General features: G+C 69.6%; 10 protein-coding genes. 7 read left to right on the top strand and 3 right to left on the bottom strand.

The window, feature by feature from the left end; all coding sequences use genetic code 11:
- The first annotated feature begins 3 nt into the window (after positions 1–3).
- Positions 4–1,350 carry a serine/threonine-protein kinase gene (locus G4D86_RS42690; RefSeq protein ID WP_164000402.1) on the top strand — a complete coding sequence of 449 codons (1,347 nt, stop codon included), beginning with the start codon at positions 4–6 and terminating at the stop codon, positions 1,348–1,350.
- Between the two features lie 158 nt (positions 1,351–1,508).
- On the top strand, positions 1,509–2,525 hold the full coding sequence (locus G4D86_RS42695) for an alcohol dehydrogenase (protein ID WP_164000404.1): 1,017 nt from the start codon (positions 1,509–1,511) through the stop codon (positions 2,523–2,525).
- Between the two features lie 44 nt (positions 2,526–2,569).
- Here the strand turns inward: G4D86_RS42695 and G4D86_RS42700 are convergent, their stop codons facing one another.
- Positions 2,570–3,454, bottom strand: coding sequence for a LysR substrate-binding domain-containing protein (locus G4D86_RS42700; protein ID WP_240360795.1), 885 nt, complete (start codon positions 3,452–3,454; stop codon positions 2,570–2,572).
- A gap of 117 nt (positions 3,455–3,571) precedes the next feature.
- Between G4D86_RS42700 and G4D86_RS42705 the strand changes: the two genes are divergently transcribed.
- The gene (locus G4D86_RS42705; protein ID WP_164000406.1) at positions 3,572–4,585 is read left to right on the top strand and encodes a zinc-binding alcohol dehydrogenase family protein; all 1,014 of its coding nucleotides are present in this window, start codon (positions 3,572–3,574) and stop codon (positions 4,583–4,585) included.
- An 18-nt stretch (positions 4,586–4,603) separates the two neighbouring features.
- Here G4D86_RS42705 and G4D86_RS42710 read toward each other — a convergent pair whose 3' ends face one another.
- Positions 4,604–5,983 (bottom strand): sigma 54-interacting transcriptional regulator, encoded by a 1,380-nt coding sequence (locus G4D86_RS42710; RefSeq protein WP_164000408.1) that lies wholly within the window; start codon positions 5,981–5,983, stop codon positions 4,604–4,606.
- Between the two features lie 33 nt (positions 5,984–6,016).
- Here G4D86_RS42710 and G4D86_RS42715 point away from each other — a divergent pair, with 33 nt between their 5' ends.
- The 3 genes from G4D86_RS42715 (at position 6,017) to G4D86_RS42725 (ending at position 12,501) form a co-directional block, all read left to right on the top strand.
- Positions 6,017–7,408: an MBL fold metallo-hydrolase RNA specificity domain-containing protein gene (locus tag G4D86_RS42715; RefSeq protein ID WP_164000411.1), complete on the top strand. Its 1,392-nt coding sequence runs from the start codon at positions 6,017–6,019 to the stop codon at positions 7,406–7,408.
- Between the two features lie 34 nt (positions 7,409–7,442).
- Positions 7,443–11,177, top strand: coding sequence for an isoleucine--tRNA ligase (gene ileS / locus G4D86_RS42720; RefSeq protein WP_164000413.1), 3,735 nt, complete (start codon positions 7,443–7,445; stop codon positions 11,175–11,177).
- 814 nt (positions 11,178–11,991) lie between these two features.
- The gene (locus G4D86_RS42725; RefSeq protein ID WP_240360796.1) at positions 11,992–12,501 is read left to right on the top strand and encodes a hypothetical protein; all 510 of its coding nucleotides are present in this window, start codon (positions 11,992–11,994) and stop codon (positions 12,499–12,501) included.
- On the opposite strand, the gene G4D86_RS42730 is transcribed toward G4D86_RS42725, so the two are convergent.
- Entirely contained in the window at positions 12,495–13,223 is a 729-nt protein-coding gene (locus G4D86_RS42730) for a BON domain-containing protein (RefSeq protein ID WP_205520278.1), read from the bottom strand. The two genes, G4D86_RS42725 and G4D86_RS42730, sit on opposite strands and share 7 nt — an antisense overlap.
- A gap of 239 nt (positions 13,224–13,462) precedes the next feature.
- Here G4D86_RS42730 and G4D86_RS42735 point away from each other — a divergent pair, with 239 nt between their 5' ends.
- Positions 13,463–15,178, top strand: coding sequence for an SH3 domain-containing protein (locus G4D86_RS42735; RefSeq protein WP_164000416.1), 1,716 nt, complete (start codon positions 13,463–13,465; stop codon positions 15,176–15,178).
- Positions 15,179–15,258 lie beyond the last annotated feature (80 nt).

Below are 15,258 nucleotides of genomic sequence, written 5' to 3' on the forward strand. Positions count from 1 at the left end.
TCCATGGCCGCAGCACCCCCACGTGACGACGCAGCGCCCGGAGCGGAGCTGTCCCTCTACGGCGACGAGCTGGAGCCCGGAGCGCTGGTGGGCCCCTGGGTGGTGGAGGCCCGCGTCCATCCCGGCGTCACCGCGTGGCTCTACCGCGCCAGCCACCTCTCCACCCGCGCACCCGCCGCGCTGAAGGTGGTGCGTGAGCAGTACAACCACGTGAGCGAAGTGCTCCGCCGCTTCAAGCAGGAAGCGGACACGCTGCAGGCGCTCCGCCATCCGCACATCGTGGAGGTGCTGGAGTACGGCGAGCTGCGCGATGGCCGGCCGTGGCTCGCCATGGAGTGGCTGGAGGGACAGAGCGTGGACCAGTGGCTCGCGCAGAGGGGCCCCTTCTCCGCCGCCGAGGCGCTCACGGTGATGGAGGAACTGGGCGGAGCGCTGCACTTCGCGCACGGCCGGGGCGTGCTGCACCGCGACCTCAAGGCGCAGAACGTGATGGTCCTCCCGCGCGTGGAGGGCTTCACGGTGAAGCTCGTGGACTTCGGCATCGCGCGCGTCCAGGCCCCCGAGGGACTCAGTGGCCTGACGAGCGCGGGCGCCGTGCTGGGCACCCCGGTGGCGATGGCACCGGAGCAGATTCGCGGACAGGCCGTGGATGCGCGCACGGACCTGTATGCGCTCGGAGTCCTGCTCTACCAGCTCCTCACCGGACGGCTCCCCTTCGAGGGCACGAGCGCGGTGGAGGTGGAGGAGCAGCACCTGCACGCCCCGCCCCCGCGCCTGGGCGAGCGGGTGCAGGCGCCTCCCGTGCTGGAGGCCGTGGTGCAGCGCTGTCTCGCGAAGTGCCCCGAGGACCGCTGGTCTGACGTGCCCGCGTTCCTCGAAGCCCTGCGCGCGGCGCTGGCTCCTGGCACATCCCCGCCGTGGGCCGCGGGCCTCTACGTGGACGTGCGTTTCCCCGAGTCCCACGAGGAGCTCACGGACGAGGACTTCGACGCGAAGGAAGCGGCGCTGGATGCGGCCCGTGACGCGCTGGAGGCGGCGGGATGGATGTTCGCGGTGGACGGCGGCAACGTCCTGCTCGCCTGGCACGCGCTCCCCGAAGAGGCACAGACTCGGAGCCACGCCCTGGACTCGGCACGGGTGCTCGCGGAGGAGGTCCTCACCCGGGCGTGCGAGCTGGCTGGCTCCAGGGCCCACGTCTGCGTCTACGCGCACACGGCGCCGGGCGAAGTCACGCGAGACGCCCAGGGTCGGCCCAGGCTCGCCGGTGGTGACCTGCTGCGATTGGACCTCTGGACCATGGGAGGCGCGCCCGGAACGGTGACGTGGACCGACAGCGCCCTGCGCCGCTGAGCCTGGTAGCGGCCTGCGCGGCCAGACGCTCGTGCCGCCGAACGCAACGCACAGGGGCAGCATCCGCCCTCCTGCCCGGTCCCCACCCCGGCATCCTCATCCGCGCGCCACGGCCCTGCCCATATTCACTCGCGTCCCACACACCCACAGGAGACGCGATGGCCAGGAAGATGAAGGCGGTTCAGGTGCGGCAGGCCCGGGCCCCGTTTGAAATCGTCGAGCGGGACGTGCCCGAGCCCGGCCCGGGGCAGGTCCGCCTCGCGGTGGAGGCGTGTGGCATCTGTCACAGTGATGCCATCACCAAGGAAGGCTGGATGCCCATCCAGTACCCGAGGGTGCCGGGCCATGAAGTGGTGGGACGCATCGACCGGGTGGGCCCCGGGGTGACCGCCTGGAAGGAGGGCCAGCACGTGGGCGTGGGCTGGCACGGCGGCCACTGTGGCCAGTGCGACGCCTGCCGCGTCGGTGACTTCGTCACCTGCGTGGTGCAGCAGGTGTGTGGCATCAGCTACGACGGCGGCTACGCCGAGTACATGGTGGCCCCCCAGGACGCGCTCGCCCGCGTGCCCGAGGGAATGAGCTCGGAGGACGCCGCGCCCCTGCTCTGCGCGGGCGTCACCACGTTCAACTCCCTGCGCAACATGAACGTGCGGCCGGGAGACCTAGTCGCGGTGCAGGGCATCGGCGGGCTCGGCCACCTGGGCATCCAGTACGCCCGCAAGCTCGGCTACCGCACCGTCGCCATCTCGCGCGGCGGGGACAAACGGCAGCTTGCCCTCGAGCTCGGCGCACACGAATACATCGACACGGAGAAAGGCCCGGTGGCCGAGGCCCTCCAGAAGCTCGGCGGGGCGCGCGTCATCATGGTGACGGCGTCGAGCAGCAGCCTCGCGGGCGAACTGCTTGGCGGCCTGGGGCGCAACGGCACGCTGCTGATACTGGGCGCGGGCAGCGAGCCCATCCCGGTCAGCGGGCTGCAGCTGCTCCTGAAGCGCCAGCGCGTGCAGGGCTGGCCGAGCGGCATCCCCCAGGACTCGCAGGACACCCTGGCCTTCAGCAAGCTCGCCGACGTGCGCTCACGCAACGAGGTGTTCCCCCTCGAGCGCGCCGCCGAGGCCTACGAGCGCATGATGAGCAACCACGCCCGCTTCCGGGTGGTGCTCAAGATGCGCTGAGCGCCACGCGCGAGGGGGAATGGGGTGCGCCCCTTCCCCCGCGCTCACCCGACGAGACGGGGCGCATCGAGCGGGCGCAGGCTCTCCTCGATGAAGCGCACGAGCGTGGAGAACAGCCGCTTCCGCTCCGCGCGCTCCTCTCCGAAGATGGCCAGCTCAATCTCTCCGAGGTCCGGGAAGCCCTCCTCGACGGTGAGGGGCCTGAGTCCTCCCGTCATGGCGCTCTCGGGAAGGATGGCGGCGCCCAGTCCCGCCTGCGCCGCGGCGATGACGCCCATCACGCTCTCGCTCGTGTAGATGACGCGCCAGGAGCGGCCAATGGAGTCCAGGGCCGCGAGCCCCCGTGAGCGGAAGATGCACGGCGGCGGCAGCGAGCAGACGGGAAGCGCCGAAGCCGCATCGGCTCGGAAGTCATGCGTGGCCGCCCACCGCAGTCGCTCCCGGCGCACCACCCTGCCCCCCTGTCGCGGGTCGTCGCGCCGACAGATGACCATGTCGAGCAACCCCTGCTGGAGCAGCGCGGACAGGTTCTCGTTCAACCCGACCTTCACCTCGATATGGACCCGGGGATACGCCTGCGTGAAGCGGGACAGGACGACGGGCAGGTGCTGCGGCACGAAGTACTCCGCCACTCCGAGCCGCACCTCACCCTCGCTGTCCGGCTCGATGAAGCGCTGCACCGTCTCGTCGTTCAGCTTGAGGATCTGCCGCGCGTAGCTCAGCAGCAGCTCCCCATCCCGGGTGAGCAGCGGCGCGCGACTGCTCCGGTCGAAGACCTGCCGCTCCAGCAGGTCCTCCAGCCGCTTGATGCGGATGCTCACGGCCGCCTGCGTCCGCCCGAGCCGAGCCCCCGCCGCGGTGAACCCGCCCGCGTCGACCACCGTGACGAAGGCCCGCAGCAGCTCCATGTCCAGGTCGGTGTAGCGCATGCACTGGATATGCAGCGCTTATTTCGATGATGTCAACTATCAATGGCCGATATCACATGGAGGCCGCATTCTTCCCCTCGAACGGAGCCAGCCACCGCTTCCCCCGAGGAGAATCCCATGAGAGCCATTGCCTACCGCCAGCCGCTTCCCATCGAGCACGCCGAGAGCCTCATCGACATCGAGCTTCCCACGCCGAAGCCCACGGGCCGGGACCTGCTGGTGCGCGTCGAGGCCATCTCCGTGAATCCGGTGGACGTGAAGGTCCGCGCCGGAGCGGACCCGAAGGGCCAGGACAAGGTGCTCGGCTGGGACGCGGCGGGGACGGTGCTCGCGGTGGGCCCGGACGCCACGCTGTTCAAGCCGGGTGACGCTGTCTTCTACGCCGGCTCGCTGGACCGGCCCGGCGCCAACGCGCAGCAGCACCTGGTGGACGAGCGCATCGTCGGCCGCAAGCCGAAGTCGCTGACGTTCGCCCAGGCCGCCGCGCTCCCGCTCACCAGCATCACCGCCTGGGAGCTGCTCTTCGACCGGCTCGGCATCCGCCGGGGCAAGCCCACCCAGGCGGGTTCGGTGCTCATCCTCGGAGGCGCGGGCGGCGTGGGCTCCATTGCCATCCAGCTCGCGCGGCGTCTGACGGGCCTGACGGTGCTGGCCTCCGCCTCGCGGCCGGAGACGCAGGACTGGGTCCGTGAGCTCGGAGCCCACCACGTCATCGACCACTCGAAGCCGTGGGTGGAGCAGGTGAAGGCCGTGGCCCCGCGCGGCGTGGAGTACGTGCTCGGGCTCACCCACACCGAGCAGCACTTCGACGCCATCGTCGAAGCGCTCGCGCCTCAGGGGGCGCTGGCGCTCATCGACGACCCGGCGAAGCCGCTGCCGATTTCGAAGCTGAAGCCCAAGAGCGCCTCGCTGCACTGGGAGTTCATGTTCACCCGAGCGCGCTTCGAGACGCCGGACATGATTGCCCAGCACCACCTGCTCAACGAGGTGGCGGACCTGGTGGACGCCGGAGTCCTCCGCACCACGATGAAGGCCGACCTGGGCCCCATCAACGCGGCCAACCTCAAGCGCGCGCATGCGCAGGTGGAGAGCAGCCGCACGCTGGGCAAGGTCGTCCTCAGCGGCTTCTGACCACGCTCGGTATGCGGCTCAGGTCCGCAGCCCATGCCGGCGCAGCAGCCGGTACAGGTACACGCGGTCCATGTCCGCGGCGGTGGCGGCCTGGGACACCTTGCCACCGTGAAGCTTGAGGAGCGCGTCCAGGTACTCTCGCTCGAACGCCTCCAGGGCGCGGCGGCGGGCCTCGGCGTAGGGCTGCTTCGGGTCCACCATGCTGCGCAGCACGCCCTGGGGACTGACGTCCTCGGTGGCGGGCGACATGGCGTCCTGGAAGACGAGGCAGCGCTCCAGGTGGTTGCGCAGCTCACGCACGTTGCCGGGCCACGCCGCGTGCTGGAGCAGCGCGATGAACTCGGGTGTGCTCAGTGACTCCACCTGGGCGGCGTCCGCGCCGAAGGTCGCGAGGATGCGCTGCGCGATGTAGGGGATGTCCTCGGGGCGCTCGCGCAGCGCGGGGATGAGGATGCGCACCACGGCGAGCCGGAAGAAGAGGTCCGGCCGGAAGCGGCCTGCATTCACCTCGGCACGCAAATCCCGGTGCGTGGCGGCGATGACGCGCACGTTGACGGGCTGGTACGTGTTGGAGCCGAGCCGGCGAATCTCCCGGTCCTCCAGCACGCGCAAGAGCTTGGGCTGCAGCTCGGCGGGCAGCTCGCCAATCTCGTCCAGGAAGATGGTGCCGCCGTCCGCCTCCTCGAAGGCCCCCACGCGGCGCTGGAGCGCGCCGGTGAACGAGCCCTTCTCGTGGCCGAACAGCTCGCTCTCCAGGAGGTTGCCGGGGATGGCGCCGCAGTCCACGGTGAGGAACGGCCCCGACGCGCGGGCGCTCGCGCGGTGGATGGCGAGGGCCGCGCGGCTCTTGCCGGTGCCCGTCTCGCCCTCCAGCAGCACGGTGGCGTCGCTGGCCGCGGCGCGCTCCATGAGGGCGAAGCTGGCGCGCGTCACCGCGGAGTGCCCCACCAGTTCACCGAAGGTGGTGCGCTCGGAGATGAGGAGCCGGTTGCTCTCGGAGCTGAAGTCGAAGCGCACGCTGACGCGGCCCAGGCGGAGCACGCTGCCGCCGCGCAGGTAGGCCTCGCGCACGTGGACGCCGTCGAGCACCGTGCCGTTGCGACTGTCGAGGTCCCGCACGCGGGCGCCGTCGCGGTCGATCTTCACCTCGCAGTGGAAGCGCGACACGGTGGGCTCTTCGAGCACGAGGTCATTGAGCGCGTGCGAGCCGATGGAGAAGGTGTCCGCGTTGGAGTCCTTGACGAGGCCCGGCTGGGGCCCCTCGAGGAGGGTGAAGCGGAAGCGGCGGACGGCGCCGGAGAAACCCGGTCGGCCCTCGCCGACAGGCCGTGTCTGCTGGACGTCCTCGGGGCCCTCGGGTGGACGGCCCGCGCCCGGCGGTCGCTCGGAGATGCTCATGGGCGCCGCACGTTATCACGCTAGAGTAAGCGCATGGCCTCCCTCCACTTCCTCGGTGCCGCCGGCACGGTGACCGGCTCCAAGTTCCTCCTCGAGCACGACGGCAGGAAGGTGCTCGTGGACTGTGGGCTGTTCCAGGGACAGAAGGAGCTCCGCCAGCGGAACTGGCAGCCGCTCCCTCTCCCGCCCTCCAGCCTGGACGCCATCGTCCTGACGCACGCTCACATCGACCACACGGGCGGCCTGCCCAGGGTGGTGCGCGAGGGCTACGACGGCCCCGTGTATTCCACCTCGGGGACGCGGGATTTGGCGGCGCTGCTGCTGCCGGACTCGGCACACCTGCACGAGGAGGAGGCGCGCTACGCGAACAAGGAGGGCTTCTCCAAGCACCGGCCCGCGCTGCCGCTGTACACGGTGTCGGACGCGGAGCGGGCGGTGGGACTGATTGAGACGTTCGGCTACGAGCGGCCGAAGGAAATCCTTCCCGGCATCACCCTCACCTTCTACCGGGCGGGCCACATCCTGGGCTCGGCGGTGTGCGTGTTCGACCTGAAGAGCACGCGACAGCGGGTGGTGTTCAGTGGCGATTTGGGGCGCTACCAGGCGCCCATCCTGAGAGACCCGCAGAGCGTGGCATCAGCGACGACGCTGGTGGTGGAGAGCACCTACGGAGACAGGCAGCACCGCGAGACGAAGCCGATGGAGGCGCTGTGCGACGCGGTGAAGGGCGCCTTCGACCGAGGCGGCGTGGTGTTGATTCCGGCCTTCGCGATTGGACGGACGCAGGAGCTGCTCTACCACCTGCGCCAGCTGGAGGATGAGAAGCGCATCCCCGTGGTGGACGTGTTCGTGGACTCCCCGATGGCATGTGACGCGACGCCCATCTACCTGGCACACCCGGAGGAGCACGACCTGGTGATGAAGTCGCTGGTGGAGCGCGGAGCGTCCCCGCTGGCCACGCGGCGCACGAAGTTCGTGACGTCGCCCAACGAGAGCAAGCGACTGAACATGCACGAGGGGCCGGCGATCATCATCTCCGCATCGGGCATGGCCACGGGCGGACGCGTGCTGCACCACCTGAAGCACCGGCTGCCGGACCCGCGCAACACGGTGCTGTTCGTGGGCTACCAGTCGGTGGGCTCGCGCGGGCGGCGGATGCTGGACGGGGAGAAGGAGGTCCGCATCCACGGGCAGATGGTGCCGGTGGCGGCGGAGATACAGACGGTGAGCGGCTTCTCCGCGCACGCGGACTGGACGGAGACGATGCGCTGGATGGAGGGCTTCGAGTCGCCTCCCCGACAGACGCTGCTGGTGCACGGCGAGCCAGACGCCCTGGAGGCCCTGCGCCAGCGGGTACGAGCGAAGGGTTGGAAGGCGTACGTGCCGGGGTACCTGGAGAAGGTGGAGCTGGAATTGGTTGCGTAGTGCGCCGTGAGCCCGGTGCTATCTTCCGCGCGCCATGGCTCAGCCCCTCTTCTCCACGGTCTCCACCGACCTCGACTTCCCCGCCGACGAGCGCCGCATCCTGTCCTTCTGGAAGGAGCGCCGCATCTTCGAGCGCACCCTCGAGGGCCGCGAGGGCGCCCCCAGCTTCGTCTTCTACGAGGGGCCGCCCACCGCCAACGGCCTGCCCCACAACGGGCACGTCCTCACCCGCGTCATCAAGGACCTGTTCCCCCGCTACCAGACCATGCGTGGGCACTACGTCCCCCGCAAGGCCGGCTGGGACACCCACGGATTGCCCGTGGAGGTGGAGGTCGAAAAGGAGCTCCGCATCCACGGCAAGGCGGAAATCGAGCGCTACGGCGTGGAGCCCTTCACCGAGCGCTGCATCGAGTCCGTCTTCCGCTACACCACCGAGTGGGAGCGCCTCACCGAGCGCATCGGCTTCTGGGTCGACCTCAAGACGGCCTACGTCACCTACCACCGCAGCTTCGTGGAGAGCGTGTGGTGGGCGCTCGCCGAGCTGTTCCGCAAGGGCCTCCTCTACCAGGGCCACAAGGTGGTGTGGTGGTGGCCGCAGGGCGGCACCGCGCTGAGCGCCGCCGAGGTGGGTCTCGGCTACAAGACGGTGGACGACCCCAGCGTCTACGTCGCCTTCCCCCTGCGCGACGCGCCGGACACTGCGCTCCTCATCTGGACCACCACGCCCTGGACGCTGCCGTCCAACATGTACGCGGCCGTCAACCCGTCCGTGGACTACGTCACCGTGGACGCGGGAGACCGCAAGCTCATCCTCGCCGCCGCGCTGCGCGAGGAGCTGGCGAAGAAGCTCAAGAAGGACCTGCCCGTACTGGCCACACAGAAGGGCAGCGCGCTGGTGGGCAAGCGCTACACCCCGCCCTTCGACCTCTACTTCAAGCGCGCCGGGGACACCGAGCTGCCGCTCAAGGACGGTGGCAAGGACGCGCTGGCGTGGCGCGTGGTGGGCGCGGACTACGTCACGCTCGACAGCGGCACGGGCATCGTCCACACCGCACCGGCCTTCGGCGAGGACGACTATGAGACGTTCCGCAAGGACAGGCCGCGCTTCGCCAACCCGGACGCGCTGGAGATCTTCTGCGCGGTGAAGCCGGACGGCACCTTCGTCGAGGAAGTGCCCCTGGTGGCCGGCCGCTTCGTGAAGGACGCGGACAAGGACCTCCAGCGCAACCTCAAGGAGCGCGGGCTGCTGCTGCTCGCCGAGCAGTACAAGCACGAGTACCCCTTCTGCTGGCGCGCGGACAACGACCCGCTCATCCAGTACGCGCGGCCCGCCTGGTACATCCGCACCACGTCCGTCAAAGACCAGGCCATCGCCAACAACCGCGCCGTCAACTGGGTGCCCGAGCACATCAAGGAAGGCCGCTTCGGCGACTTCCTCGCCAACAACGTCGACTGGGCCCTCTCGCGCGAGCGCTACTGGGGCACGGCGCTGCCTCTGTGGATTCACTCGGAGACGGGCGAGGTGGAAGCCGTCCCCTCACTCCAGGCCCTGCGCGAGAAGCCGGGCAGCAACCTGGCCGAGGTGGAGGCGGAGCTGCGCGCCTTCCTCGCCGGCAAGCCGCACGAGGCCAACGCCGAGCACCTCATCGTCCACAAGCCGTGGATCGACAAGGTGACGTACCAGAAGCCCGGCAGCTCGGGGCGCTTCGCACGCGTGCCCGAGGTAGTCGACGTGTGGTTCGACTCGGGCTGCATGCCCTTCGCGCAGTGGGGCTTCCCGCACGCGCCGGGCTCGCGCGAGGTCTTCAACCGCACCTTCCCCGCGGACTTCATCTCCGAGGCCATCGACCAGACGCGCGGCTGGTTCTACTCGCTGCTGATGGTGAGCACGCTCGTCTTCGACGAGGAGACGCAAAAGCGCATGGGCCTCACGCCGCCGCGCGGCTGGCCGCACCCGTACAAGAACTGCATCGTGCTCGGCCACGTCTCGGACAAGGACGGCAAGAAGGAGTCCAAGTCCAAGGGCAACTACACCCCGCCGGAGATCATCCTCGACGAGGTGCGCATGGACTTCGCGGTGCTGACCGCCGCGGAGGCCGGCATGCCCGGCGAGCCCGGCGTGGCGCTCATCGCCCGCGAGGACCTGGAGGGACTGGATTTGCTGGAGGGCGCGAAGGTGCAGCTCTTCCGCCCGGACCGCGCGGACACCGTCGTCAACGTCACGCTGAAGGTGCACAAGAAGCTCAAGCGCCGCGTGGCCCTGCTCGCCCCTGCTGAGCTGCAGGCGCTCGGCGTGGCGCCGTCCAAGCGCGGAGCGGACGTCATGCCGGTGGAGGTGCCGCGACTGGCGCCCTCCGAGCGCGTCGTGATGAGAGACTCTTCCACCCGCGCACCCGGCGCGGACGCGTTCCGCTGGTTCTTCTTCGCGGCGAGTCCCTCGTGGTCCAACACGCGCCACTCGCTGGCCAACGTGCGGCTGTTGCAGAAGGACTTCCAGGTCAAGCTGCGCAACGTCTACTCGTTCTTCACCATCTACGCGAACATCGACGGCTTCAACCCGGCGGCGGGCAACGCGGACGCCACCGAGGCGCCGTGGCTGGCCGTGCGCAAGAGCCAGGGCTGGCGCGAGGTGAAGGAGCGCTCGGTGCTGGACCGGTGGATTCTCTCGGAGGTGCAGTTCACCCTCCGCGAGGTGTCCAAGGCCCTGGACACCTACCAGGTCTACGACGCCGCCCAGCGGCTGGTGGCGCTGGTGGACGCGCTCTCCAACTGGTACGTGCGCCGCGGCCGCCCGCGCTACTGGGCTCCCGGCTTCGAGCAGGACAAGCAGGACGCGTACTTCACGCTGTACGAGGCGCTCACCACCATCGCCGCGCTGTCCGCGCCCTTCATCCCGTTCTTCGCGGATGAGCTGTGGGGCAACCTGGTGCGCAAGCCGTGGCCGGTGTCGCAGCCGGAGAGCGTGCACCTCGCGCGCTTCCCGGAGGTGGACGCGAGCCTGATGGACGAAGGGCTGGCGGCGGAGATGGGCGCGGTGCGCGAGTTGGTGTCACTGGGCCTGAAGGTGCGCACCGACAACAAGCTGAAGGTGCGCCAGCCGCTGTCGCGCGCGGACGTCATCCTCGCGCGCAAGGAGTTGACGGAGCGCGTGGCGGTGTACCGCGACCTCATCGCGGACGAACTGAACGTGCACGAGGTGCGCTTCCTGGAGCCGGGCAGCAAGGAGGCGGACGTGGTGCGCTTCCGCGTGCGTCCCAACCTGCGCGCGGTGGGCGGTCGGCTCGGGCCCAAGCTGGCGCCGGTGCGCAAGGCGTTCGACACGGGGGATGGGAGCGCGCTGCACGGCGAGCTGCTGCGGACCGGCCGGGTGGCGATGAACGTGGCCGGCGAGGACATGGTGTTTCCGGCGGAGGAGCTGGAGACGCTGGTGGAGGCCACGCCGGGTTACGCGGCGGCGGGCGCGGGCGTGGGCGTGGTGGTGCTGGCCACCGAGCTGACGGAGGCGCTGGTGGACGAGGGCCTCGTACGCGAGCTGCTGGCCCGGGTGCAGGGCGCGCGCAAGGACATGGAGCTCGGCTATTCGGACCGCATCCGGCTGTGGGTGGACGGCGACGCCCGCGTGAAGCGGGTGACTGACGAGGCGCGAGAGCTCATCTCCCGCGAGACGCTGGCCGCTGAAATCCACGTCGGTCCCGAGGGCCTCACCGGTAGCGAGGAGGAAGTCATCCTCAACGGCCTGCCCGCGCACATCCGCGTGGAGCGGGGCTGAAGTCCACGCAACAGACGCGCCGCGAGGCACCTGTCTCGCGGCGTGTCAGGAATAGGGGCCAGTGCCGCAACCCCTGATGAGGTTCTCGACCGCGCCATGAACACCTCGCCCCAGGAAGCGCTCGAGGAACTGGGACGACGCTTGGAGGCTCAAGGCTTTCGTTTTCGAGCGGCCCCATACTTCGCAGCGTCTGGGATTGTCGTGTTCACCCGGGCCGTGCCGACGGCCTCTGACAAAGACATTCTCCTGATAGAGGCCGGTGTCTTCCTCTATCCGGTGGGAGATGCCTGGGAGGCACGCGTGACTCGCCACGGAGGTCCGCACTGGACGAGACAGGCAGACACGCTCGCGGGTCTGGAAGAGCTTGCACGCGAAGCCCTTCGGTCCAGGCATGTGCCTCCGAACCTCCGTTGGCGGCTCGAGACGACGTGACGACGTCGGCTCGCCTGGGCTGAACCAGTTGCCGATGTGCGCAAGGTGGACGCGTGACGCCGCGACCGGGTTTTGGGCAGGCCCATGGAACCGTCCATGGGCGACGAGCGTCTCGGAAGCTCGATTCCGGAGGTTCATCCTGCTGCCCACCCTCTTGCTGAGCCTTCTCGCAGCGACGCCCGTGCCGGCGGCGGTGGAGATAGAGGTGTTTGTGCCGTTGTGCGACAACGCCTTGATTGCATGTGGCCGCGGCCCCGCAGGCGATCCCCGCTCCCTGGAGGCGAACCTCTACTGGGGCGCGGCCTACGGGGCAGAGCGCTTCCTCTCTCGGGCTCCCGGGTTCCGGGTACGGAGCCGCCGTGATGGCCCGGCGGACTCCGCCGTGCTGCGCGAGCTCGTCATCGAGAGGGCTGCCACCCACGGCGAACGGCCTGTCCGGCTCCTGCTCCATGCCTATGCGGGAGACCGGATTGACAGCGCACTGGAGGACTTCCTGCGCGCCGCTGCGGGGGCGAGCCAGGCCGACCTCGTGGTCTGGGCCGGACATGACCGGCTCATGGACCGCCCCCCACCCGGGATTCAGCCCCTCCCAGGTGCCACGCCAAGGCCTGTTGCGGTCCTGGCCTGTATGAGCGAGCAGTTCTTCGGACCGGTGCTGCAGTCACTCGGAGCTCAGCCGGTCGTGCTCACCCGGACCCTGATGGCGCCCGAGGCCTACCTCCTCGAAGCGTTGGCATCCGTCGCTGCACGGCACAGTCTCTCGGAGGTAGCAGCCCTGCGCATCGCGCTCGTAGACGCCTATGCCCGCTACCAGCGAATCAGTCGCCGTTCGGCCAGCTCGGTATTCTCCAAAGGTTGGCCTCACGAGACATCGAGCGCCCCTCGTCAGTGAACCACCCGGACCTGGTTGACCACCCGGTCCACGCCCCAGACGTACCAAGCGTCCATCTCGGCCATGTGCCGCTGCTCCTGACTCGGCACCACGCCCGTCAGCGTGACGATGCTGTTGCGCGTGGCCACCTGGATGTTCCCCGCCTCCACGAAGGGGGCCTTCTCCAGGGCGATGCGCACGGCCTCGGCAATCTCACCGTCGTTGTCCTGCTCACGCGGGTCCACGCCGAGGCCATTCACCACGTCCCTCGACCCGGGAATCCACCACGCGAGCACCTCCGCCAGCCGCTTGGTCCCCAGCCCGCCCACATCCCCGTCGAGCGTCACCACCCCGTCCTCGACCCGGACCTCGATGGTGCCCCCCCGAGAGCCCGGTGCCGCGACGCGCAGCTCGCGCACCTCCGAGCCGTCCCGGCTGCGCACGCCGACGTGCCGGAGCGCCGACTCCCCGAGCAGCGCGTCGCAGGCATGCTGGCGCACCTCGCCATCCGTCATCGGCCGGGCCGGCCGTACTCGGAGCTTGTCGATGATCCGGTCCACGCCCGGCACGGCGGCCGCCCGCTCGAGGGCCAGCTTCTTCGCGGCCACGTCCTCGACCTCGCCCTCCATGACGAGGTCGCCCCACTCGACTCCGAGCCGGATGGGGTGACGCCGCAGGTCGATGCGCGGCTCGCCGCTCAGCGCATCGTGAACCGTTTGGGTGAGCTCTTCGGGCGTGGCCACACTCCACCTCCTGGGTGTCAGCGGGCCCATCCGTCCGCGGGCCCTCCCGCCAAAGGTAGCGATGACCGCCGGAGGACGATGGCGTGCCGACAGGCGGCCGGGGCCTCGGTCAGCGCGGACGGGCCCGAAGCGCACTCGACGGCTTCACGGGGGGCGCTGATTTAACTCGGTTTAATTCACCCCACTTCGGACTCCCTGCGACAACTGGATGAAAGTTTTCCGTTCCGAGGTCGCCAGCAATGATCCAGTTCTTCCGCTCCCTGCCGCCGCTCCAGTCCGCCCGCCGCGAGCCCACGCCCGCCCCGGCCGCGCCGCCGCCGAAGCCAGTGGAGGTGCCTCCGAAGAACGTGAGCACGTTCGAAGGCGCGAAGCCGCCGAACCTCACGGTGGCCAGCACCCTGCGCACGGAGCAACTGGGCGACGGCCGTGCCAACTGTCTGGAGAAGGCGGTGGGCCTGGCCCAGCCCTGGGACTCCATCATCCTCATGAGCGACTCGAAGGACGGCGTCGGCCACGCGCTCGTGCGCAGGCCGGATGGCTCCGTGGTGGACCCCAACCACCCGGAGGTGCGGTACGAGACGCTGGGCCAGTGGCAGGCCCTGCACCCGCGTTACGGCCAGCCCATGTCGGTGCCGGCCGGTCAGGTGAAGCAGGTGCTCTCCACGCCTCCGGGGGAGAAGCGCGACGCGCTCATCCGGCAGCTGGGGCTGTCCGGCGTGGCGAACCGCAAGGTGGCGGATGACGAGCCGCACTGGGTGACCCCGGGCGGTGGAATCAATCTCCGCAACGCCCCTTCCGCCGGGCAGACGCCCATCGAGGCCAATCTCGTCGCGGGACAGAAGCTGCAGGTGCTCGGCGAGAACGAGGACGGCACCTGGCTGAACGTGCAACTCCAGGATGGAACCCAGGGTTGGGTGCGCGCGGACCTGGTTTCCGACACCACTGCTCCGCCCCCGCCGCCTGCTCCGCCCCCGCCGCCGCGCTTCCCCGAGTGGCTGGCGCAGGGCACCCGGCCCCCTGACATGGACATCCCCGTGTGGAACGCGCTGCCGCCGGAGAACCGCGCGCAGCTCATCCAGGCGGAGCGGGAGAAGGCCGTTGCCGAGGCCTGGCCGCAGCCGGACTTCGACGTCAATGGCCCACCGCCGCCCTCCATCGACGCGCGGACGTGGAACCACCTGCCGCCCGAAGACCGGCAGGCCATCTTCCAGGAGCAATGGCAGGCGGCCATCCGTGAGCAGACGGCCCTGCTCTTCAACGGCGTGCCCGAGGGCGGCGTGCGCGTGGAGAATCCCTTCCTCGGCGCTGACAGCTTGCTGGGCCGGGGCCAGGAGGGCCAGTGGAGCCGGTACGCCGTGCAGGAGGGCTCCGCCGCGCAGTACTTCAACCTGCAGAAGGTCTTCGGCGAGGGCTGGCCCCAGACGCACTACAACCTGTGCGGTCCGCTGGCGGTGGGGGCCTCACTCGGTCTGACGCCGCAGCAGGCGCTCACCCTCTTCAAGGACTCCAATGGAGACGTGAGTGAGAACATGCTCAAGGGGCGTGGGACGACCGCTGGCGGGGACCTGATGAAGATGTACGAGGCCGCGGGCTTCACGGCGGAGTACTCGGCGGGCCAGTTCACCCAGCCGCAGGACATGGCGCGGCTATTGGCCGAGGGCAAGCTGCTCACCGCGGTGGTGAACATCGACACCACGGGCGCGGGCGGCATGCTGCGCGACTTTGACGACAGCACGAAGCAGGTGGCGCACTGGGTGAACGTGCGCGCGGTGGAGCAGACCGGCAACGGCGAGTGGATGGTGCGCGTCTACAACCCCTTCGAGAACCGTGAGGAGGTCTACTCCTGGGACGAGTTCAAGGAGTCGTGGAGCAAGACCGGAGGCAAGAACGACAAGGGCGAGTCCTGGTTCAACCAGGCCTACGGCATGGTCGTCGCCACGCCGCCGGCGGAGTGACGGGCATCGCGACCTGAATTCCGCGCTTTTCTGACGCGGCGCGGGAAACTTTTCTTTGGAGCCTCAGAGAATAGGAGCGT

The organism is Pyxidicoccus caerfyrddinensis (assembly GCF_010894405.1).
GTDB lineage: Bacteria > Myxococcota > Myxococcia > Myxococcales > Myxococcaceae > Myxococcus > Myxococcus caerfyrddinensis.